This is a genomic window from Serratia sp. DD3, assembly GCF_000496755.2.
This window is the reverse complement of record NZ_AYKS02000112.1, coordinates 56366-78126: the sequence shown is the minus strand read 5'-3', so window position 1 is coordinate 78126 and position 21761 is coordinate 56366. Positions and strand designations below refer to the sequence as shown.

Annotated in this window: 28 protein-coding genes; 25 read left to right on the top strand and 3 right to left on the bottom strand. The window is 50.3% G+C overall.

Annotation, left to right across the window (positions count from 1 at the left end):
- Positions 1–19 precede the first annotated feature (19 nt).
- From IO95_RS21070 to IO95_RS21060, 3 genes are all read right to left on the bottom strand, one after another.
- A complete protein-coding gene (locus IO95_RS21070; protein WP_023489991.1) occupies positions 20–1738 on the bottom strand; it encodes a thiamine pyrophosphate-dependent enzyme in 1719 nt (572 codons plus the stop codon).
- Positions 1739–1899: 161 nt separating this feature from the next.
- Positions 1900–2217: a hypothetical protein gene (locus IO95_RS21065; RefSeq protein WP_023489990.1), complete on the bottom strand. Its 318-nt coding sequence runs from the start codon at positions 2215–2217 to the stop codon at positions 1900–1902.
- A 543-nt stretch (positions 2218–2760) separates the two neighbouring features.
- On the bottom strand, positions 2761–3465 hold the full coding sequence (locus IO95_RS21060) for a helix-turn-helix transcriptional regulator (protein WP_023489989.1): 705 nt from the start codon (positions 3463–3465) through the stop codon (positions 2761–2763).
- Between the two features lie 295 nt (positions 3466–3760).
- Between IO95_RS21060 and IO95_RS26220 the strand changes: the two genes are divergently transcribed.
- The 25 genes from IO95_RS26220 (at position 3761) to IO95_RS23690 (ending at position 21654) form a co-directional block, all read left to right on the top strand.
- The gene (locus IO95_RS26220) at positions 3761–4537 is read left to right on the top strand and encodes a hypothetical protein (protein WP_023489987.1); all 777 of its coding nucleotides are present in this window, start codon (positions 3761–3763) and stop codon (positions 4535–4537) included.
- On the top strand, positions 4534–5274 hold the full coding sequence (locus tag IO95_RS21050) for a replication protein P (protein ID WP_023489986.1): 741 nt from the start codon (positions 4534–4536) through the stop codon (positions 5272–5274). Before IO95_RS26220 ends, IO95_RS21050 begins: the two co-directional genes overlap by 4 nt.
- Positions 5275–5441: 167 nt before the next feature.
- Positions 5442–5639 carry a hypothetical protein gene (locus IO95_RS21045; protein ID WP_023489985.1) on the top strand — a complete coding sequence of 66 codons (198 nt, stop codon included), beginning with the start codon at positions 5442–5444 and terminating at the stop codon, positions 5637–5639.
- A 133-nt stretch (positions 5640–5772) separates the two neighbouring features.
- Complete coding sequence (locus IO95_RS21040) at positions 5773–6297, top strand: antiterminator Q family protein (protein ID WP_023489984.1); 525 nt, start codon at positions 5773–5775, stop codon at positions 6295–6297.
- A 267-nt stretch (positions 6298–6564) separates the two neighbouring features.
- Positions 6565–6936: a putative holin gene (locus IO95_RS21035; protein ID WP_023489983.1), complete on the top strand. Its 372-nt coding sequence runs from the start codon at positions 6565–6567 to the stop codon at positions 6934–6936.
- Positions 6933–7226 carry a phage holin family protein gene (locus IO95_RS21030; RefSeq protein ID WP_023489982.1) on the top strand — a complete coding sequence of 98 codons (294 nt, stop codon included), beginning with the start codon at positions 6933–6935 and terminating at the stop codon, positions 7224–7226. The genes IO95_RS21035 and IO95_RS21030 overlap by 4 nt, the downstream gene beginning before the upstream one ends.
- Positions 7216–7632, top strand: coding sequence for a M15 family metallopeptidase (locus IO95_RS21025; RefSeq protein ID WP_023489981.1), 417 nt, complete (start codon positions 7216–7218; stop codon positions 7630–7632). Before IO95_RS21030 ends, IO95_RS21025 begins: the two co-directional genes overlap by 11 nt.
- Complete coding sequence (locus IO95_RS21020) at positions 7629–7955, top strand: DUF2570 family protein (RefSeq protein WP_023489980.1); 327 nt, start codon at positions 7629–7631, stop codon at positions 7953–7955. Before IO95_RS21025 ends, IO95_RS21020 begins: the two co-directional genes overlap by 4 nt.
- Positions 7888–8166, top strand: a complete 279-nt coding sequence (gene lysC, locus IO95_RS21015) for an Rz1-like lysis system protein LysC (RefSeq protein WP_235186809.1) — start codon at positions 7888–7890, stop codon at positions 8164–8166. Before IO95_RS21020 ends, lysC begins: the two co-directional genes overlap by 68 nt.
- A 138-nt stretch (positions 8167–8304) precedes the next feature.
- Positions 8305–8853, top strand: a complete 549-nt coding sequence (locus IO95_RS21010; RefSeq protein WP_023489979.1) for a hypothetical protein — start codon at positions 8305–8307, stop codon at positions 8851–8853.
- 3 nt (positions 8854–8856) lie between these two features.
- Positions 8857–10338, top strand: coding sequence for a DUF3383 domain-containing protein (locus IO95_RS21005; RefSeq protein WP_023489978.1), 1482 nt, complete (start codon positions 8857–8859; stop codon positions 10336–10338).
- A 9-nt stretch (positions 10339–10347) separates the two neighbouring features.
- Positions 10348–10788, top strand: coding sequence for a phage protein (locus IO95_RS21000; protein ID WP_023489977.1), 441 nt, complete (start codon positions 10348–10350; stop codon positions 10786–10788).
- Between the two features lie 10 nt (positions 10789–10798).
- The gene (locus IO95_RS20995; protein WP_023489976.1) at positions 10799–11230 is read left to right on the top strand and encodes a phage tail assembly chaperone; all 432 of its coding nucleotides are present in this window, start codon (positions 10799–10801) and stop codon (positions 11228–11230) included.
- Positions 11230–11421, top strand: a complete 192-nt coding sequence (locus IO95_RS20990) for a hypothetical protein (RefSeq protein ID WP_023489975.1) — start codon at positions 11230–11232, stop codon at positions 11419–11421. Before IO95_RS20995 ends, IO95_RS20990 begins: the two co-directional genes overlap by 1 nt.
- On the top strand, positions 11408–13231 hold the full coding sequence (locus IO95_RS23695; RefSeq protein ID WP_023489974.1) for a putative bacteriophage protein: 1824 nt from the start codon (positions 11408–11410) through the stop codon (positions 13229–13231). The genes IO95_RS20990 and IO95_RS23695 overlap by 14 nt, the downstream gene beginning before the upstream one ends.
- Positions 13231–13794, top strand: coding sequence for a phage baseplate protein (locus IO95_RS20980; RefSeq protein ID WP_023489973.1), 564 nt, complete (start codon positions 13231–13233; stop codon positions 13792–13794). Before IO95_RS23695 ends, IO95_RS20980 begins: the two co-directional genes overlap by 1 nt.
- A 391-nt stretch (positions 13795–14185) precedes the next feature.
- Positions 14186–14497: a hypothetical protein gene (locus tag IO95_RS20975; RefSeq protein WP_023489972.1), complete on the top strand. Its 312-nt coding sequence runs from the start codon at positions 14186–14188 to the stop codon at positions 14495–14497.
- Entirely contained in the window at positions 14494–15591 is a 1098-nt protein-coding gene (locus IO95_RS20970; RefSeq protein WP_023489971.1) for a hypothetical protein, read from the top strand. Before IO95_RS20975 ends, IO95_RS20970 begins: the two co-directional genes overlap by 4 nt.
- On the top strand, positions 15588–16346 hold the full coding sequence (locus IO95_RS20965; RefSeq protein WP_023489970.1) for a phage baseplate assembly protein V: 759 nt from the start codon (positions 15588–15590) through the stop codon (positions 16344–16346). Before IO95_RS20970 ends, IO95_RS20965 begins: the two co-directional genes overlap by 4 nt.
- Positions 16343–16696 (top strand): hypothetical protein, encoded by a 354-nt coding sequence (locus tag IO95_RS20960; RefSeq protein ID WP_023489969.1) that lies wholly within the window; start codon positions 16343–16345, stop codon positions 16694–16696. Before IO95_RS20965 ends, IO95_RS20960 begins: the two co-directional genes overlap by 4 nt.
- Positions 16696–17883, top strand: a complete 1188-nt coding sequence (locus IO95_RS20955) for a baseplate J/gp47 family protein (protein ID WP_023489968.1) — start codon at positions 16696–16698, stop codon at positions 17881–17883. The genes IO95_RS20960 and IO95_RS20955 overlap by 1 nt, the downstream gene beginning before the upstream one ends.
- Positions 17880–18536 carry a DUF2612 domain-containing protein gene (locus IO95_RS20950; protein WP_023489967.1) on the top strand — a complete coding sequence of 219 codons (657 nt, stop codon included), beginning with the start codon at positions 17880–17882 and terminating at the stop codon, positions 18534–18536. Before IO95_RS20955 ends, IO95_RS20950 begins: the two co-directional genes overlap by 4 nt.
- A gap of 7 nt (positions 18537–18543) precedes the next feature.
- Positions 18544–19278 (top strand): tail fiber protein, encoded by a 735-nt coding sequence (locus tag IO95_RS20945; RefSeq protein ID WP_023489966.1) that lies wholly within the window; start codon positions 18544–18546, stop codon positions 19276–19278.
- 1 nt (position 19279) lies between these two features.
- Positions 19280–19885 (top strand): tail fiber assembly protein, encoded by a 606-nt coding sequence (locus IO95_RS20940; RefSeq protein WP_023489965.1) that lies wholly within the window; start codon positions 19280–19282, stop codon positions 19883–19885.
- Positions 19886–19938: 53 nt separating this feature from the next.
- Entirely contained in the window at positions 19939–21654 is a 1716-nt protein-coding gene (locus tag IO95_RS23690; RefSeq protein WP_023489964.1) for a hypothetical protein, read from the top strand.
- The last annotated feature ends 107 nt before the right edge of the window (positions 21655–21761 follow it).

Sequence of the window (21761 nt, the reverse complement as noted above, 5' to 3'; positions counted from 1 at the left end):
TTAATGATATTGGCAGGGATTATTTAAACAGGTTATTAACCACCAATTCCTCAACATCTTTTATCCGCCCATGAAGTGTCGCCTTGGCGGCATACAGCACCATACCTGCCGCTTGACCGATTTCAATGGTCGGTGGCATGACCAATTCCATGGGGTTGGTATGGACATCCAATAATGCGGGGCCCGTGTGAGCGAGAAACGCTTGCACGGCCGATTCCAACTCTGACAACTGGGTCACTTGCTGGCCATAAAAACCAATCGCTTCAGCCACTTTGGCAAAATTCGGGTTCTGAAGGTCAGTGTAATTATTTAATAGCCCGTCTGTTTTCTGTTCCAGTTCAACAAAGTTGAGGGAACCATTATTGATGACCACGATTTTTATCGGCAGTTTTTCCTGTATCGCGGTGAGTAGATCGCCCATCAGCATACTGAGCCCACCATCACCGGAAAGCGAGATCACTTGACGGCCAGGGTAGGCTTTTTGCAAACCCAGCGCCTGCGGCATAGCGTTGGCCATGGTGCCGTGTAACAAACTGGTCAATGTGCGCCGCTTGCCATTACTGTGAACATGGCGTAACAACCACACCATGGCTGAACCCCCATCGGCAGTGAACAGTGCATCTTCATCAGCGTATTTGTCGATCAGGTGCACTAGGTGTTGCGGATGGATCAGCGGGCCTTTACCAGCACTTTCTTCCTTTTGAAGGATCTCTAACGTACTTTGACGATGTTTCAAACATTCTTGTAGAAACTTGTCATCGGTATTTTGCTTCAGCAGTGGTAAAAGTGCAGACAAGGTCGGCACGATATCCCCGACGACGGCAATATCCACTGGATGCCGACGGCCAAGGTGGCAACCGTCACGATCTACCTGGATTATCTTGGCATTGGCAGGATAAAACTGCGACCAGGCAAAATCAGCCCCCAGTAACAGCAGGGTTTCACAGCTATTCATCATGTTAAAGCCGGACTTGACACCTAACATCCCGGTCATGCCCATATTGAATGGGTTGTCATACTCAACAAAATTTTTGGCACGAGAAGTATGCGCGATGGGGGCGTTAAGCGTTTTGGCCAGGCTAATTAACAGGTCATGGGCACCTTCACAGCCCGCCCCTGCGTAAATACCAATTTTTTTACCTTGATTAAGTAGATCCGCAATTTCTTGTAATTCATTAGCGGCAGGTAACAAGACTGGATTCGGGTGATGCACTGAATAGTGTAACTCTTCTTTGATAACAGCCTGGCTGATATCTGCAGGCACCACCACAATAGCAACACCACGCTTGTTGAGCGCCGCTTGGCAAGCTTGCGTCATGATCCGCCTTGCGGATGCCGGGTTGATGATGGTTTCACAAAATACCGAACAAGATTGATAGACCGAGCTGAAGTTCACTTCCTGTGGGAACTCGAAACCTATTTGTTCTGTAACAATTTGACTGGCGATCAGCACCATCGGGGCTTTGTTGCGTTGGGCCTCAAAAATGCCATTGATAAAATGCAGGCTACCTGGTCCACAAGAGCCAGCACAAGCGGTGAGTCTGCCACTGATATAAGATTCAGCCCCAGCAGCGAATGCGGCAGCCTCTTCATGCCGCACATGTACCCATTCGATAGTGCTGCGTGAAAGGGCATCAGTAACATAATTGAGTGTATCACCCACTATGCCATAACAGTGTTTGACTCCAGCTTCTTCAAGCACTTCAACAATAATTTCAGCAACTTTCTTTGTCGTCATATATGCATCCCTATTTTTAAGCGAACATGCAGCAGGTTTGAGTATTAAAAGTGGTATAGCAACTTAGTTTCTGCGAATGGTGACTATTATGGTCGGTTTTTCAGTGTAGACGATAAATTGCATCGTCTGAACACCATGCACTTTTTTTTATGGTTTGTCACTCAGGCCGCGCCGCGCAGGTGATATTTTTCTCGTGATAACAGCATGGTGCGTTCCAGCATCACCATCCGTTGTACAATTTCATACTGAGCGTCATACAAGCGTTCATCCATCCAGGCTGAATCCATCACGGCAGCAAGCTGTTTTTGATCGGCACAGGGGAATAGAGCGCTGGCGGCATGACGAAAGCCGTGAAGTTTCAGCCCTTTCATCTCCCGATCGACCTGGTCGCCAATCAGGTTTTGCTCATCGGGGGATTTTTCCAACATAGATTCATACTGTTCCAGCATCTGGTCGATCATACGTTGGTAATTGCTCATAGGGCCCCCTATTGAGCTGTTATATTTACAGATTGACGGTAACCCGCAGCAAACTTGGCGACTTCGGGTAAGCAGCAAGATCCGCTGTATTCTTCCTTCCGCCGTGGTAACTCGGTGCGAGTTAACTTCGTCCAAGCTTGGTTAATTTTCCTTGCCAACGCTCGGTCTGCGTCTTACTTGGCGAAGAACGCCTTGGTTTTTTGGTATTTGCGCGACTTGGCATTGTCTATTGCTGGCTTAACGATGATGGTGGTCATTGTGCCTCCAGTGATAAATCTTGTAATTTGTATGCTTTGTTAGTGATTTCGATAAATGATACAAGAAATATTGTTCTCGGGTAAACAAATTAATTTGTATATAAATAAGTAATTTGTGGTATTTATTTGTTTTTAAAGGGGTTTATTTCTTGAGATGGCAGGTGGGGAAGGGGATAAAGTCATGGTGTTACTTGATGGGAGGGCTTGTTTCTTTTTTAAATCAATTGATTATATTGATTTCAGAGGAGATAAGTTTGGGCATGGGGATACCCAAGCTTGGTGCAAACTACCAGGCCATCACCGACCAGTTGATCACCCGCCCGATAATTTTGATGTTATCCAGGTCGGTTTCTTCATCGGGATAGTCCTCTTTGTTGTAGCTACGCAGGCTGATTCGGCGCCCGGGCAGGCGATAGAGCATTTTCATCCGGAAAAGCTCATCTTGTTCAATGGCATAAATGCCGCCATCAGTGATGCCTGTGTGCCCTTTATCCACCGTGACGGTAGATTTATTGGGGATCACCGGGGCCATACTATCGCCATGTACCGAAAAACTAATAACATTTGCGGGCTCTGCGCCATATCGCCGCAGTGTGGACTTTGAAAATCTGAGCTTAAATCCGTTATGGTCTTCGTTGGTTGAACAGCCATATCCTGCCGCCAGCTCTATATTTTTATAGTAGGGGATATAAACCTCATCATCATCTAGCGGCGTGTCATCATCCCACGTGGTGACGCCAGCCCACTCATGCTCAGGGGGGATCGTCGAGTTGGGATGATAAGCCGGTGGTTTATCTTCATCGCCGGTCAGAAGCCATTTTACGCTGCACCCTAAAGCCACAGAAAGTTCTGGGAGATAACGTGGCCGTTGTGTCTCCCCCCCTTCAAGTTGTTGTATGGCTTGTTGTGATGTTTTGGCGCGCACAGCAAGTTCTGCCTGCGTCAGGCCAAGCTCAGCCCTTCTTGATTTAACTCTTTCAGCGATGCCCATAAGACCCTCAGATTGTTAGATCTGATTTTTACCAGAAAAATGGTATTTGACAAACAAAATTTTTTAACAATAATAAACAAACTATATTGTTTATGAATTTGTATAAACAAACTTATCACCTCGCTCTTTAACATATCTGGCTCTCTCCCTGGAAGGTCTGGGGAACTATCGCCGCCGTGCAGCCTGCCGGTTGGCGATAACCAAGCAAGTCCCCGGCGTTGCGTTTACCGGGGCTCGTTACCAATACCACTACTGCGTAAATAACGGCGAGTAACAAGAAATTATTGGAGTTGCCATGGCAAGAATACGCACGGTTAAACCTGAGCTTTGGACTGACGAAAAGGTCGCGGAATGCTCAATAGCGGCGAGGCTGCTGTTTATTGGCATGTTTAATTTTGCTGACGATAACGGCAATCTGGTCAATTCGCCAAAGCGGATCAAAATGCAGATCTTCCCTGCGGACAGTATGGATTGCGAACCGCTGATAGCAGAACTGATGACTCACGGGCTGCTCACTGAGTACTCAGTGAGTGAGGCGAGCTATCTGAATATTAAGGGGTTTAATAAACATCAGAAAATAAACCGACCATCAAAAACTACCATCCCCAGGCCACGACTTACTGAGCACTCAGTGAGTGATCATGGAGCCTTCACTGGCGGAAAGGATCCGGAAGGGAAGGGAGAGGATCAAGATATTAATTATCATTCCCAGCCTGCAGGTGTTACCTGCTGTGAGCCAGATTTCCCTGTGGAGGCCATGAATTTACCTACCGAGGCAATAGTTCACCCCATCTCTGGGCGCTATGCCTTTGAAGGCCAGGTGATCCGGCTCAACCACAAAGACTTCAATGCCTGGGCGCAACTCTACCCGTTGATCGATCTGAATTACGAACTGCAAAAGCTGGATATTGAATTCAGCCATCAGAAGCCCAAAAACTGGTTTATCACCGCCAGCCAAAAACTCAGTTACCAGAACAAACAGTTAAAACAGCGGGGAAGAGCCAAGCAGGTGGTGAATGCCGAGCCGGTGCCCCACTGGAACAGCAAAGAATCATGGGAGGAATTCTTATGACCCATCGACTCAGGACGGCCATCGCTAAACGTGATGCGCTGACACTGGCCGAAATCTATCGGCAAAAGCCCGCCAATGTGCAGAGTATCGTCAACCCGGATGCAGAAAAACTGGTTGATACGCTATTTAAACAACTTAAACAGGTGTTCCCGGCGGCCCGCCAAACCAACTTGCGTAGCGAAGCGGATGAATCGGCAGCCAAAAAACAGTGGATTGCCGCTTTTGCTGAAAATGGTATTCACCGCCGTGAACAGCTTTCTGCCGGAATGCAACATGCCAGAGCCTGTGAATCGCCATTCTGGCCATCACCGGGGCAATTTATTGCCTGGTGCCAACAGGGGGCCAGCCGCCTGTTTGGCTTGCCTGATGAGCGCGAACTGTATGACATGGTAATGAAATACAGCGCCGAACGCGGTTACTACCAAAGTGCCGAGCACTATCCTTGGCAAAGCTATTCTTGGTCAAGCTATTCTTGGCAAAGCAACGCCTGCTGGCTGATGGTCACCCAACTCTATTCAGAGATGCGTGCTCTCAGGCTGACAGAGTCTGAGCTACGCAAGCATTGCACTAAAGTGTTGGCAGCCATGATCCAGCGCCTTGAAGCGGGTGAAGATCTCCCGGCTCCTGCGGCCATGATCACCCGGATACACACCCCGGTCAGCAATGAACAGGGGTTACAGTACATCGCTGCAATACGCAAAAAATTCAATCTCTCTTCGGGTTCATCCAAGCGATAAGTGCTTGGCACAATCCCAATCCCTCTTTGGTCATAACCCCAACCACCTTCTCTGCACCTGCTGGAGAGGTCACCCATTGATTATCTGGCATCACTGCCAGAGGGCTTAACACGGCGAGTGAACCACCAGAAGAGGAAACAAAAAAACAGAAAATAACAGGTGTAACTATGAAAACCAGCTTTATTCACCAAGCAGTCACTACCGAAGAATCGATCCAACTGCTTGAAACTTATCGTCGTACGGGGGCACAGGCAGAAAGAACCTTAAATGCCGACCCTAAATTGTGGGATGTGATCGTACAACTGCATGAGCAGCGTTATCTCAAACCCACACCTCGCTCGATGATCAGCCGGATATGGCGCTAACAGAATCCGCATCCATTTTTTACCCGACTTTGCCGCTATAGCACACCCGCGATATCCACCGTGCCCGGCGGCACCTATCACAGAACAAAAACAGCAACATTCAAAAATAACATTACAAAATGGGGGAGATCCTATGGCAGTTAAAGAATTGAGCCTGACAACAGAACAACATAATTGGCTTAATGGTTGGCTGGAGCTCTGGGGGGCGTGGGTCTATTCTGGGCGGTTGGAAAAGCGGCAAAGTAATGTGATCGCCCGCTATATGGAGAGCGTGGAACCCTCAGGATACCGAGCCAGGCCGAAGTGCAATGACGACGACGGGATGTTGATTTCCCAGGTGGTGGATTCAGTGATGTCGATTGATAAAAAAGCGTTTGGCATCCTGCTGAGTTATTACGCCCATGGCTCATCCAAGCGAGCCATTGCCACCTACTATCATCAGACAGCAAAACCGCGCAAATTCAACGGACGTTTAGGGGAAGAGTGGCGCAAACCGTCATTTGGCACCTGCCGCAATGAAGTGGATCAGATCCTGAGTGCCAGCCTGTTTATTCTCTACCAACCACTGCAAAATGCCTTTATCGGTCGTAAACGTGTCGCTAAAGTTTCACATATTGCTGACAAGTGGCTTGACAAGGCATTAGCCACGAGGGTATGATTACCACATAAGCTGCCGTTAGTGACAACCCAGTCGCACCGGCAGCTTTTTTTTGTCCCGCAGATCCCCATTCTTATTCAAGCCGCACCTAGAGAGACGGTCTTGAGAATAAGCGTGGGGATGACAAAGCGCGAAGTTATCCATAAGCAGCAGGATATTTTCGTGCACTAATAAAAATTGCAATACAACTTCAGGCTCACTTCGGTGGGCCTTTTTTATTTCTATCGCCCGGCGTTCGCTGAGCGAAGCGAACAACAGGAGATCATTATGTCAGAGCCGATTAGCACCGGTGCGGCGACAGCAGCCGTCACCAGTGTCACTTTTATCGGGCTGCTATCAGGTATTGATGCTGGGGCGATGGTCGGTGCCTTTGCCGGTTCAGTGCTTTTTGTGGTTTCAGCAACAGATTTAACTTGGCGCATTAAGGGGTTGCTATTTGTGGTCTCGATGATCGCAGGCATCCTCGGGGCCGATTTTGTCGCCTCGATTATTACCTCAATCACCCCCGAAAGTGTCATGGCCGCCAGGCCGTTAGGGGCGATTGTCGCATCAGCCGTAGCGGTCCGCTTACTGATGTTTATCAGCAATCAAGCGGGTAACCCGACGGGTTTGATTGATCGTCTAAGGGGGCCCAAATGAACGCCGACCAACTGTTACTGATTATCAACTCCATTGCCTGCGGCCTACTGGCGCTCAGATTGGTGCTCTACAGTCGCAGTGGTTCAGCACATAAACCTTTTATCTCCTTCGCCGCCTACCTGCTTATCGTGGCGGCTGGCTCAGTGCCGATCCGCGCACTGATGGGGGATTACCCCGCTCATGACATCTCTGAAACGGTGATTAATTCGATACTTTGCATCGCAGTTTTTGTGGTGCGGGGCAATTTAGCGCAGCTTTTTAACGGACTGAGAACGAAAAATGGCCAGTAAATTTATTTTAGGAAAAGTGAGTGAAACCAACTTACGTGGAGTCAGGCCGGAATTGGTTGCCGTAGTACGCCGCGCTATTGAACTGACTTCGGTGGACTTCAGAGTGATTGAGGGGGTCCGCAGCGAGGAACGCCAGCGCCAGCTAGTACGCAATGGTGCCAGTCAAACGCTCAATAGTCGGCACATTACGGGCCATGCTGTTGATTGCGCCCCACTGGTGAATAGCGCCATTCCCTGGAATGACCAAAGTAAATTCAAGGCGGTGTCTGATGCCATGTTCCAGGCGGCAAAAGAGCTCGGTGTCAGGATTCGTTGGGGCGGTGACTGGAATGAAAACGGCCGTAGCAATGATGAGAAGTTCTACGATGGCCCACATTTTGAACTGCGCCGCCAGGAGTACCCATGAAACTAGGGCAATACGGCCTGATCGGCGCGTTGCTGGTGGCCATCTGCCTGGGTTGGTACAGCACCATTCTTTCCAGCCGCCTGGATACGGCCAAGGAATTGTTGGCAGAGCAGAGCAAGTCACTGGCACAACAAGCCGCCCTAATTGGCACTTTGCAAACGCAAGATGCGCAAAATCGCGCTTTGCTCGCCGCGCAGCAGCAGAAAGAGCAGCAACTGCGGCAACAGGCCAGCGACAACCAAAGGAGGTACCGTGATGCAACTAAAAACGATCAGTGCGCTGTTACTGCTGCCCCTGGTGCTGTTATTGAGCTCTTGCAGTAAAGCGCCGCTCCCCCCGGTACCGCAGCCGGTGGTCCTGATGCCGCCGGAAACCGTCTTTACTCCCTGTGAAAAGCCCGCATTGCAAGGCACGACCTGGGGGGATATTGGCAGTTATGCGCTGCAGCTACAAACCGCGCTGGAACTCTGTGCCTATCGCATTGATGTGCTGAATTTGTGGCGTTCTGCGCACCCCTTGCCGTTTAGGGCTTAACGCACCGTTATTTAGAGCCACTTTGTAACAAATCACCCTACCCAAACGAGATATCACCGGCTTGATCATCGGCGGCGGGCGGCTATGCCTAGCAACCGTCGGCCGGGTTTATCCACATTACCGCCATAGGGAGGTCTATTGAGCGATAACACGAGCAACCACACTGGCTATTTAACACCTATTGCGTCCGGGCCGGAATATGACGAGGAACTGGAGCAGTTACTTCGCTACTGGATCGTCGGCGTTTCCGGCTTGCCTGAAGGGGCGGTTCACCCCCGCTGGGCACCCATTCCACCTCAATTATCTTTTGCGGCGGGTAATGGGTGTGAATTTGGTATCTCGCTGCTGCAGGGGGACACCGATACGGTGTTCGAAACCCAGCAAGCGGCCAGTGCCGAACTCTGGCGGCATGAAACCATTGAGTGCCTGGTCAGCTTTTACGGCCCAGGCAGTCAACGTATTGCGGCGCAATTTCGTGATGGTGTGACGCTAAACCAAAACAACGAGCAGTTAAAAACTGTTGGCTTGTCGTTACACAGCGTTGGCGACATTACCCCGAGCCCAGAATTAATTGATGAGCAATGGGTTCGTCGCCACGACATCACTGTCCGCCTATCTCGCAAAGTGATTCGCGAATATGGCATCCAATCGCTGGTGGCAGCACCAGTAAATTTCTTCGGAGAATAACTTATGTCACAGGGTTTACCTGTATCTAACATCGTATCTGTTACGGTGAATATGGCCTTGCGCGCGGCGCAGGGGAGAAACTTCGGGGCGTTGCTGATTGTTGGCGGTTCTCCGGTAATCGACGGTAGTCAGCGTATGCGCAGCTACACGAGCATTACCCAAGTCGGCGCAGATTTTGGTATGGAAACGCCTGAGTACCAGGCCGCACAAATGTATTATCAGCAAATGCCCCAGCCGCAAACGCTATTGATTGGCCGCTGGGTCAAGGCGGACCAAGCGGCGTTACTGCGCTGCGGTATGCTGACCCCGGCTGAAATGGCCATCAGCACCTGGAATGCGGTCACCAATGGCGCGATGAAAATCACCATTGATGGCAGCGAAAAAGCGATCACTGGTTTGAGTTTTGCCGCAGAAACCAACCTTAATGGGGTGGCAGCACGGATTACCGAGAAGCTGATTGATGCGACCGCCAGTTGGGATGCGGCCAATAACCGCTTTATCATCGCGTCGAAAACCACCGGGACAATGTCATCGGTTGGCTACGGCGCTGCCAACACCACCGGCACTGACATCTCGCTGATGATCAAGGCGGCACAAAACAACGGTGCGTTAGCCATTGCGCGGGTTGCCGCTGAAACTATTCAGTCTTGTATTTTCAAACTGGCGGATATGTCTACCGACTGGTACGGGCTGCAGATTGCCGATACTTCACTTAAAAATGACGATGTGCTCAGCATCGCGGCATTTATTCAGTCTGATGACACAGCGCGCATTTATGGGCATACCACCCAGAATACCGCAGTGCTTGATGCAGACATCACTGACGACATTGCCAGCCAACTGAAAGCACTAAAATATGGGCGTACGCTGGTGCAGTACTCCAGTGCCAGCCCTTACGCCAGTGCTTCGATTTTTGGCCGTGCCTTTACCGTCAACTTCCTGGGTAACAACACCACCATCACCTTGAAGTTTAAGCAGCAACCGGGTGTGGCAGCGGAATTCCTGACTCAAACCCAAGCCAGAACACTGCAAAAGAAAAACTGCAACGTGTTCGTCAATTACGACAACGACACCGCAATTATTCAAGAAGGGGTGATGGCTAACGGTGACTTCTTCGATGAGCGCCACGGCCTGGATTGGCTGCAGAACTACGTGCAGAACAACCTTTATAACATGCTCTATACCAGCACCAGCAAAGTGCCACAGACCGATCAGGGCATTACCCGCCTGTTGGCCAGTGTGACGGGTTCGCTGGAGCAGGGTGTGACCAACGGCCTGATCGCTCCTGGGGTGTGGAATGGCGATCCTGTAGGGCAATTGAAGAGCGGCGACACCTTGACCACCGGTTACTACACCTATGCACCACCGGTTGCCAGCCAGGCTCAGGCGGATCGTGAAGCACGTAAAGCACCGGTGATCCAGTGCGCAATCAAGTTGGCCGGGGCTGTGCACTTCGCTGACGTTATCATCAATGTAAACCGATAAGGGTAAAACATGTCTACTTACAGTTTTTTGGATTTTTCAGCTTCTATTGTGGGGCCAAGTGGTGCGTTTGATCTGGGCAGTGGCTCAGGCAACGGCGAAGAGGGGATCACCGTAGAGATGGCTGCGGCGAAAAATACCATGGTCTTGGGTGCAGATGGCGAAGTGATGCACAGCATGCACCCGGGTAAAAACGGCAAGGTGACGGTTAGCCTGCTTAAAACCAGCCCGGTAAATGCCAAGTTGAGCGCGATGTATAACGCGCAATCACTCTCTTCAGCCACCTGGGGAAAAAACGTGATTGTGTTGCGGAATAGTGCCAGTAACGACGTTTGTGTGGCGCGCGCCGTGGCTTTCCAGCAACAACCCAATTGGCAGAACGGTGCCACTGGCGGCACCGTCAACTGGGTTTTTGAGGCGGGTAAAATTGACCAACTGCTTGGCACCTTTTAAGGGGGCGTGAATGGAGTTTGAAATTAATGGCCAGCAATACCGGGCCAATAAACTGAATGTGTTCGATCAATTGCGGGTCTCGCGCAAACTGTTGCCGGTTCTTTCTGGGTTACTGGGGGAGCTTAAGGTACTCAAGCAGTTAAAAAGCGGGCAGATCACCCTTGATGATGCCTTCAAAACAGCGCTCCCAGCCATTGCCCAGACCCTGGCGGATCTGAGTGACGAGGACAGCAATGCGATTATTCACCCCAGCCTGTCGGTGGTATTGCGCCAGCAGGGGAGTAATTACGTGGCGATATTCAACAACGGGCAACTGATGTTTGATGATATCGACCTGATGAGCATGCTGCAGATTGTCGCCCGCGTGGTGGGTGATTCATTGGGAAATTTCTGGGGCGGTCTCCAAGAGAAACAAGCACAGGAAGCAGCTCCAGCGGCTTAATGCTGGAGTCTTTACCGGGCGGGGAAGATTATCTTCTGCGCCCGGTTGAGGCCGGAATGTGCTCAATGGCTGAACTAAAGGGGGGATCGCTGGATCTCTTCGATATCGCCCTGATGAATGATTATCTCGATGTAAAAATAGCAAATGAACACCGCATCGAGAAATGGAGGCGGGACAATGAGCAACGCTAAAACAATGACCAACCCCCAAGTTTTAGGTGATAGCGCCAGTGAGATGAAACTTTCTACCCGGTTGGCAGGCATGGCATCCAGCCTGTTGAACGTGGCCTCTACACTGGCAGAGACCACTGGCAAGGTGGTGACTTTTACCACCCAGGTGGCAGAAGAGTTCGATAAAGTCTACTTCAGCGCCAAGCGTGTCGGCAGCAGTGCTAGCGGGATCCTGGCACTGGGTTATGCTGCAGAACAAACCGGGGCCGATTCCGCCGATGCGCTTAATTCGCTGAATAGCTTGGCGGGGTTTATGGAAAACAACCCCAAAGCAGAACAGATACTTAATGGCATCGGGGTGAAGACCCGTGATGGCAAAGGGCAACAACGAGATAATCAGGCCATTTTGATGGATCTCGGTGACCGTATGGCGCAAATGCCAGCGGGTCAAGCCAGTTCATTGGCGCAACAGATAGGTGTTGATCAACACGCGCTGCAAAGCATGCGCCAGCCTATGGAAGAATATAGCCAGATGCTGGCAGTCACTGGGCTGAATGCGGAAAAAGCGGCACAACAGTCCAACGCCTATATGACCTCAGTGCGCAGATTAAGCACCTTGTCTGACATGGTGAGTAACAAGATAGGCAGTGAGATTGCTGGGGGCTTGAGCGGCCCACTGAACCAGTTATTTGAACGTATTATGTCTGATGGCCCGCGGCTGGAAACGTTTATTAATGGTGTTGGGCGCGCTGCTGCCTGGGTGGGTGAAAAGCTGGGTAAATTGGCCTATTACGCCTTTGTCGGCATTAGCGAAGTGATTAAGTGGTGGGATAGCCTGGATAGTAGCTCGCAAACCGTGATTGGTGTGTTTGGTGCCATTCTGACGGCCTGGCGTGTGTTGGGTAGCGCCTTTATGACTTCGCCACTGGGCATCATTTTAGCGGTGGCGACCGCGCTGATGGCGCTGTATGACGATTTCCAAACCTGGAAGGCGGGTGGGGAGAGCCTGTTTGACTGGGGGCCCATTGTTCAGGCTTTTGAGTATGTCAGGGAGGCTATCGGCAGCTTGGGGGCGGATTTTGGTGAATTGTGGGGCAAAATAACGCAACTCGGTAGTGCTATTGGCGATGCCGCCAAGCAATGGCTAGACATAGATACTTCAAGTTTCGGTGAAGAAATAAGCCAGCTAGGCACTATTATTGGTGATACAGCCAAAAAATGGTTCGATTTTATTACAATCGATTTCTCAAAATTCGACGGCAAACGGCTGTTTGACCAGATTATCGAAAGTGTGCGTAGCAGTATCAAGTTTGTTGGTGCGCTGGTAGATGCATTACGCAAACTGATTAGTGGTGATATTACTGGGGCAGGGGAATCGCTGAACGAAGCCCGAAAGATAGCGATAGAAAGTCCAGCCGGGCAAGGTGTTAAAAGCCTTTATTTTGCAGCCAATGACAAAGTTAATGAGTATCTTCCTAAATGGATGGGTGGGTCAGCAAAAAAATTGCCTGATAACTGGTCATTACCTAATCTATTAGGCTTTATTTCACCAGATTCTCCCATAGCGGATAAGATATTAATGTCTGATCCACAGCGGATGATTAATAGCTTACCGCCAACAACCAGTAATTATTCCCCTACGCTCTATAGCCCCGCTATGGGGTTATCAGGCAATGTGGCAAAGGGTGGCAATACACTGAATCAAAATACGGTGATTACTATTAATGGGGCTGTTGAACCGACCTTAACCGGGATGGCAGTGCTTGACGGCCAATTTAATCTCAATGCTCGTCTTTATGAGCAACTGACCACAGATGAGGGGTACTGCTGATGGATATTCTCGCTTTCTCGTTTCCCCAGTCCCGACGGCGCATTGGTATTATTGTGCCAACGGTAGTGATTTCAGAGGCACATAGTGACACCCTACAAATCACTCAACATCCGGTAGAAAATGGAGCCCCCATTAGTGACCATGCTTATATGCTGCCAGCCAGTGTGACGATGGAATTGGGTTTTGCTGGCGGAGGCTCGTTGCTAGATGGGGTTGATACCACCAAGATTTTTGATATCGACACCGGGTTGTCATTGGGTGAAAGCCCGCAAGTGGTTTACCAGAAACTGCAGGATCAGCAACAGAGTCGTACTCCGTTAGATGTGATCACTGGCAAGCGGCAATACAAAAATATGCTGATCAAGTCTATGGACGTAACCACCAATGCGAGCACAGAAAATGTGCTTAGTTGCAAGCTGGTATTACAGCAGGTGATTATCACTGAAACACAAAAGGTGACAGATAAAGCCAATATGTCCAACGGGGTGAGTACCGCCGGGGTGCAGAATGCCGGTACCAAATCCCCGGTACCGGTGAGTAGAGCGATATCTCCTCAAGGTTAAGTGGCTTAAGCCGCAGTAAGGCAACCCTAGTTATTTGTCCTTACCGTGGCAGGTTTCGGCCGCCTAACGTTTTTTATCCCATGAATTTGTTGTGCCTGCGACCGAATCAGGGGCCAAAGGCGTGGCCCCTGATAACCCGCGCCTTCGCCAACTCAGGCGGTCGCTACGCGACTGCTTTCACTACGCTGTGGCACATAACGGCCGGCTGCTACAGACCTCCCTGTCTGTCTCGCCTAAAAACGCCATCCTTGGCGTTTTTGCCTATGTGCCTCATCTACGTTCAACGCCTTCAATGGCGGTTAACTACTGTGCTCACTTTGACAATATTTTTGTCTGATGGCATGTCGGTTTTAAACCGTAAATTGGCGTATACCTTAGTGAGGAAAAAATAATGAATCTACAGGAGATCCCCCTGACGCCTAATAATCAGCACTTTAGTATTACCCTAGCGGGGCAATTACTGAATATGCGTATTATTTGGCGTGATGCGGCGGGTTGGGTGATGGATTTGATGAATAGTGCTGATGAGGTATTAATTTCTGGCGCACCCTTAGTGCCGGGGGTCGACCTGCTGGCACAATATAAACATCTGGGCATTAAAGGGGCGTTAGTGGTGGCGGTTGAAAATACGGCAGAACAATACCCCAGTAAAACCAACCTGGGTTTGGCGAGTCACCTTTATTTTATTCCGGAGTCGCCATGAGCCGAAACTGGATGCGCCACTTTGAATTGGTCTTAACCGATAATAACGGTAATGGCATACTTCTCAGTGAATTCAAAGTGACCTTTAAAATAGAATGGAAAAGTGCCTCAAGCCCCAGTGTTGCCACCGTCACTATTTATAATCTGTCCACAGAGACACAAAATAAAATTATTGGCCGTCAGTTTTCTAAAATGAAAATTATCGCCGGATATGACGGTATTGCCCCCGATGTTGCTGCCAGTGATGTGGGCAAGGTAAAAGTCATCTCTGATGATCAGGTGGGCCAACATGATGATATGAACTTTGGTTTGCTGTTTAGTGGCGACATCCGCTTCACCGCCACCGGGAAAACGGCAGTGACCGATAGCTGGCTGGTGATCCAGGCTAGTGACGGTTTTGATGCCTATAATAAAGCGTTTATCAAAACCCCGCTGGCCAAAGGCTATACGCTGAAAAATGTTTATGATCTGTTGCTGGAGGCACTTAAACCCTATGGCATGGTGGCGGGGATGCTGCCCACCTTCCCAACCACTGTATTCCCCCGGGGCAAAGTGTTTCATGGTTTTGTCAGAGATTATCTCACCGAACTGGTTAAACAGTTCCCCGGTGGGGCGATATGGCAGTTTGTCGGTGATCGGCTTGATATCTACACCAAAGAGATGAGCGCCCATCAGGCGATTACACTTAATGCGGGCAGTGGCCTGATGGTTCAGCCGCAAAAGACCGCCGGCAGTGGGGGGAGTAGTTCTTCTGAGGTTGGCATCAATGTGCGTTGCCTGATTAACCCCAATATCAAACTCAATGGCTTGATTGAGGTGGATGCCGAGAGCTTAAAGAGCTCAACGCCGGATTCCGCTATTGCCGAGCAGAGTCAAGCCGCAGCTAAACCCTCTACCGGTAAATCAGCTACCGGTAAATCAGCGGCGAGCCAACCCGCTGAAAGCAAACCACAATCAGCCCGTCTCTCTTCCGATGGTCTCTATATTGTCCGCAGTATCACTTACCTGGGGGATACCCGGGGACAAAACTGGTATATGGACCTTGTCTGTGACGCTCATGCACCAGTATCAACTCAATCACAGGGGGGCAAATGAGAACCACTCGACCTATTGATGAGCAGGATATTTATCAACAGATACAACAGGAGGTGATTGCCCGCACCCGCACCGCCGCCCCAGGCACCATTAAATCCTTCGACCCGGAGTCTGTCACCTGCGTGGTTTCACTGGGTATTAAAACCGTGATGCCGGATAGCGAGCAGCAAGGGCGCAAAATGAAGTCGGTAGATTACCCTTTATTGCTGGATTTACCGGTGGTCTTCCCCCGTGGTGGTGGGGTGACGCTCACCTTCCCGATTAAAGCCGGGGATGAATGCCTAGTGGTGTTTGCTGACCGCTGTATCGATTTCTGGTGGCAAAACGGCGATACGCAGGAACGGGTGGATCAACGAATGCATGATCTTTCGGACGCGTTTGTTATCCCAGGCCCACAATCACAGCGCTATAAACTCAGTGGCATCAGCACCCGTAGCGCGCAACTACGCAGTGACGATGGCGCGGCGTTTATTGAGTTGGAACCTGGCAGCCATGCCGTTACTGTCACCACTCCTGGCAAATTGACCGCCAGCGCCCAAGGCGGGACAGAAATCACCTCGCCGCAAATTGTGCTCAATGGCAATGTCACCATCAATGGCAACCTGTCACAAGGGATGGGCAGTAGCGGCGGCAGTGCCACTATGTTGGGGCCGATAAAAGTCACCAACGATGTTACTGCAAGTGGCAAGAGCCTGGTCAACCACACCCACGGCGGCGTACAGACCGGCGGTGGCAACACAGGTAAACCACAATGAGATACCGTAGAGAAGAGAGCAACGGGGATTACACCTTTGGCCAGGGGGATAGCACCTTTCTGACCAACAGCCCAGCAACCGTAGCCCAGGCGCTAAAAACGCGTTTTGCCTTATGGCAGGGGGAATGGTTTCTGGATTTGGCGGCGGGGACTCCCTACCGTGAGGCGATACTCGGCAAACATCAGTCAATGGCTTATAACATGGTGGTGCGTGAACGTATCCTCGCCACACCGGGGGTCTCGGAGATCCAGACGTTTAACACTCAACAGAATGGCGAAACGCGTCAGGTCACCTTTACCGCCACCATCAATACGCTGTACGGCGAAACCACAGTCACCAGCGAGGCATAATGTTAAATCTTAAAACACTCGGGCTTGCGGCCACGGTGACCGCGAGTGGCATTACTGCGCCTGATTACCAGACCATCATCGACACTTTGAGCGACTATTTCCGCCAGATTTATGGTGAAGATGTCTATCTGGAGCCAGACAGCAAAGACGGTCAGATGCTGGCTATTTACGCGCTGGGCATTCATGACGCCAACAACACCGCCATTGCGGTGTACAACTCATTCAGCCCGGCAACGGCCCAGTTCGGGGCGCTGGCTTCCAACGTTAAAATTAACGGCATAGCGGTAACGCCTGCCAGCCGTTCAACCGCTGACGTTTTAATTGTTGGGCAGGTTGGGCGACAAATCACCAACGGCGTGGTGCGCGATAGCAACGGCATTTCGTGGTCATTACCGTCCGTTGTCACAATCGGTACCGATGGTGACGTTACGGTCACAGCAACGTGTCAGGTAGACGGGGCGATTGTTGCACCACCGGGCACTATCACAGTGATCGGCACCCCTACGCAGGGTTGGCAGTCAGTCACCAACCCGGCAGCGGCAACACCCGGCAGACCGGTTGAAACCGATGCGGAACTACGCCAGCGTCAAACGCGCTCAGTGGCACTGCCGTCACTGACTGTGTTGGATGGCATTATGGGGGCCGTGGCGACACTGCCCAGCGTCGAGCGGTACAGGGGCTATGAGAACGACACCGCTACAACGGACGCTAACGGGTTACCGGCGCACTCAATTTCCCTAGTGGTTGATGGGGGCGACGCTACAGCTATCGCTCAAACTATCGCAACCAAGAAAACGCCAGGCGGCGGTACATTCGGTACCACAACGATCCCAGTAACCGACAACTACGGTATCGTGCATCCGATCAGCTTTTTCCGGCCGACTGCTGTAGATGTTTTCGTTGAAGTTAGATTAACGCCGTTCGTTGGCTACACCTCGGCAATTGGCGATGAAATCAAGCGAACTGTTTCTGAATACATCAACGCTATCCGGATCGGCGAGCCGGTGTTCATCACCCGCTTGTTTTTACCAGCGAATCTTAACGGCAGCGCTGACGGCTCGACGTACGACATTATCGACCTGCAGATCGGCACCGCGCCTGGCACATTAGCCCCGTCAAATATTGTTGTTGGCTTTAACGAGGCTGCGGCTTGCGCGCCGGCTAACGTGACTGTGGTGACGGTATGACCAGATACCAGGGGCTGATAACGTCATATCATCGGCATAAACCGAAGTTTTTCGATCACATCACTTTAATCACGCAACCATTTATCAATATTCAGGATGTAACCAATAACCTGGTTGCTGATTTTGATTTGGATACCGCGATTGGTGTGCAGCTCGACGCGGTTGGTCTATGGATCGGCATCGGACGCACTGTAAAAACGCCGATTGAAGGTGTGTTCTTTAGTTTTGACATCGACGGCATTGGTGCTGACCAAGGAATTTGGAAAGGGGAGTTCGACGCAGGCGACGGCATTACCGTACTTGATGATGACACCTACCGCACCATTTTACGCGCCAAGATAGCCGCCAACCACTGGGATGGCACCACCGAAACCCTGAGCGATGTTTATCAAGCGATATTCCCAGACCGTAAAACGCGCATATTCGCTGTCGATAACTTCGATATGACGATGGATATTTTCATCACCGGAGAGGGTATTTCAGCGGTGATGAAAGCGATTATCGCCCAAGGTTATTTAGACGTTAAGCCGTCAACAGTGGGGATCAATAGTTACACAATCGTCAGTGAACCCGGGGAGCTATTCGGCTTCGATGTTGATAACAGCTTCATTGTCGGCTTAGACGCTGGCTTTTGGGGTATTAATTTAGGATGAGAATAGCATGGCTAAAAATGAGTTTTTACCGTTTGGCACAGCTGGTAACGCCAACGTATTAAGCAACACCGAGTACCAGTCTTTGGCCGCTCGCCGCACTGGGTTTCAGTCTGGCGTAGCAAAATCCCGTGAGCTAAACACCGCATGGCGCCAGTCGTCAGTCATTGCCTCCGTTGTAGCTCAGTTTATCGCGGATAACAGCGGTAATGATGTGCTGGATAATGGTGACCTGGCGGTGGTGCAGAGCAGTTTACGTGCTGCGCTTAATAAGCTGTATTTGCAGTCCAGTGACGGATCAGTTTTACCGATCGGCACACCAATACCGTGGCCAACGTCCGTGCCTCCGGTGGGATGGCTAAAATGCAATGGTTCGACATTCAATACATCACTATATCCACTGTTGGCCCTGGCATACCCATCCGGAGTATTACCCGATTTGCGCGGTGAGTTTATTCGTGGTTGGGATGATGGGCGTGGGGTAGATGCAGGGCGAGTAATGCTGAGCACGCAAAGTGATGCAATTGGTCTCATGACTGCAACGAACGGTATGGCTATAAACGAGTTTTTTGTATCAACCCCGCGTGCCGCACAGTATCCAGCCACCGATTCAATCGATGGATTTATGCTAGGAGAATCATTTGGTGATGAAACCATAAGGTCAGTGTCGCGAGCGAGGTACAAACGAGCTGTTGAAACCCGATCCCGTAACGTTACCTTCAACTACATAGTGAGAGCCGCGTAAAATGAGTAACAAATTACCAATTGCAATTCTGGATGAAACTGGTTTGACGATAACTGCCGGATGGTTGCCTATTTACACTATTGAACCCACACAGCGGGAATATCAGCAGGTGCTGCACGAATACTTGCCAGTCGGTGTCGGCCTACCTGCGTACAGTTTCGCAGATGAACCACCGACGCCGAAAACTGGCTTTGCTATCGTGCGGAACTTAGGCGTCAATGCATGGGAGATGGTACAGGACTATCGCGGCCAAACGGTTTATCACACCGCAACCGGTCAGCCAGTGCAAGTCACTACGCTGGGTCCTTTAGCAGCGGAGTTAACCCTGATGGCCCCATCAACGCCCCATGATGTATGGGACGGTGAAAAGTGGGTGACTGACACGGCAGCGCAACATGCCGCAGATGTAGCCGCTGCGCAGGCTGAACTAGCTCAACGTCAACGGGTTGCAAATGAGCAGGTAGCTATCTTGACTGATGCAGTTGAATTGGACATGGCAACTGAGGCGGAATCCGCTGCTTTCTTGCAGTGGAAAAAATACCGGGTCTTACTGGGCCGGGTAGACATTTATACCGCCCCGGATATTGAGTGGCCAGTAGCACCATAATCTGAAATGCCGGGAGGGATCCCGGGTCACAATGAAAATTTAGGGGAATTATTATGTCATCTAACGGTTTACCAGCAAGCAACATTGTAGGCGTGAAAGACGAATTGCAACCACGGGATACGCAAGCAGCAGCAAACGCGGCATCAAGTAGTCAAGCCGCTGATAGCGCCGCCGCGTCTGCTGATCGTGCATGGATGTTTAGTAATGACGCGTCCGCATCAGCAGCATCAGCGAAAGCCAGCGAGAATAGCGCCGTTGCTGCAATGGCAGATGCATTGAGTAAGACAACGAATACCAATCAAACAGTAGCAGGACCCGTTGAATTTAAAAGTAATCTTATATTTAATGGAGATCATCAAATTGTTGCCACACCTTTAACGCCAAATGTTTTGATACGTTTTCGTGATGTTAATGCTGTAGAAAAATCAGCGGTGTTTGCTGATACTTCCACAGGAACACTCTCTATGCGTTGGAATGGAACTACTTATTCTATACAAGGCCGCGCCGATGGCCTTGTATCCGTACCAAAAGGTCTTATTTCAACAACTAACATGACGGCTGCTGATATTGGAACTCTCTCCACAACACTAGGGAACTATCCGATATTTTTCAAAGGTAACGACACCGCGTCTTTCACGGATACGAATAATACAAATATAGGCACGTGGAACGGCTTTGCTATTGTGCCAACAGTTGGTGTAGGGCTTAGCCCCGGAGTGAGCCAAGGTAAGCCTGTTTTCTATGTTAACGCGAGAACAGGAATTACATATGCTCTGAACGGCTTGTTTGTCGGGAATAAGCCAGTAGTTGCAGGCGTTGATGTGCAAATTGCGCCGCCGCTGATTCCGTCTGCATCATCCGGTGAGCGTTATTGTAAAATCGCGCAGCAGAGCATTACTGCGGGGAGTAGTCGCGGAATGCTTTTTATGATTACCCAAGGGCGACAATACGGTGAAATTGGAATGGATATTGCGTATATCTATTTCAGTGCGCGGGGAGCAACCACAACTATCCTCGCGTCCAACGGGTTACAGATGATGAGGCACGGCATGACATCATCAAACCCTCTAAATAATATAAACTGCGGCGCAATATATAATACCACTACTGGGATGTGGGAATTATGGATATCCGGTAACGGATACAACTCTCCGCGCGTTGCACTGATTGGCAACGTTGAAACAGGAACGCTCAACGGTGTAACACCAATAGACGGGCTTGTGTGGACAGCAACAAAGCCCAGTGGATACACTCCAATTTCTGAAAAGCGCACATGGACGGATTTCAACACCACAGTGGACGCCAACGGCTTTATCAAAGCCGCTAGCCCCATTGTTAAGTTGTACGGTGATGGTTCCAGCGAGCTAAATGATGAGAGTCAGGGTGTGACAACTGAGCGCATTGATACTGGTATCTACCGGGTTTCCGGGGTGCTCGGGTTTAACGGCGATGGTGCATGGGGAGGGGCTGGGAACGGCATCGAAATTCCTGTTGATGATAACAAACGGCCAGTAATTTGGATTGAATCAAGAATACTGCCGGACGGCGACATAGAGATCCGCACGTATCATCGCACATACGATACGGGCCCATATTCAGCACGGAATATTGAAACCATGGACAGTGGCGAGGTTTACAACAATATCCCCATTTATGTACCAATGCCTGACGGCACACCGTTCGATATACCATCCGGACGCTGGATTGACCTGCGCGTAGAAATGCCCGCGAGTGATGAGCCAGACCCAATTTTTGATCAAGATGAGTAATGATAATGCCGGGAGGGAACCCGGCTATCTATGCAATATTGGTTCGTAACATGCCGCAATTAGGTTATGTAACTATATGATCAATGGTAAAGCAAACACGATTGTGA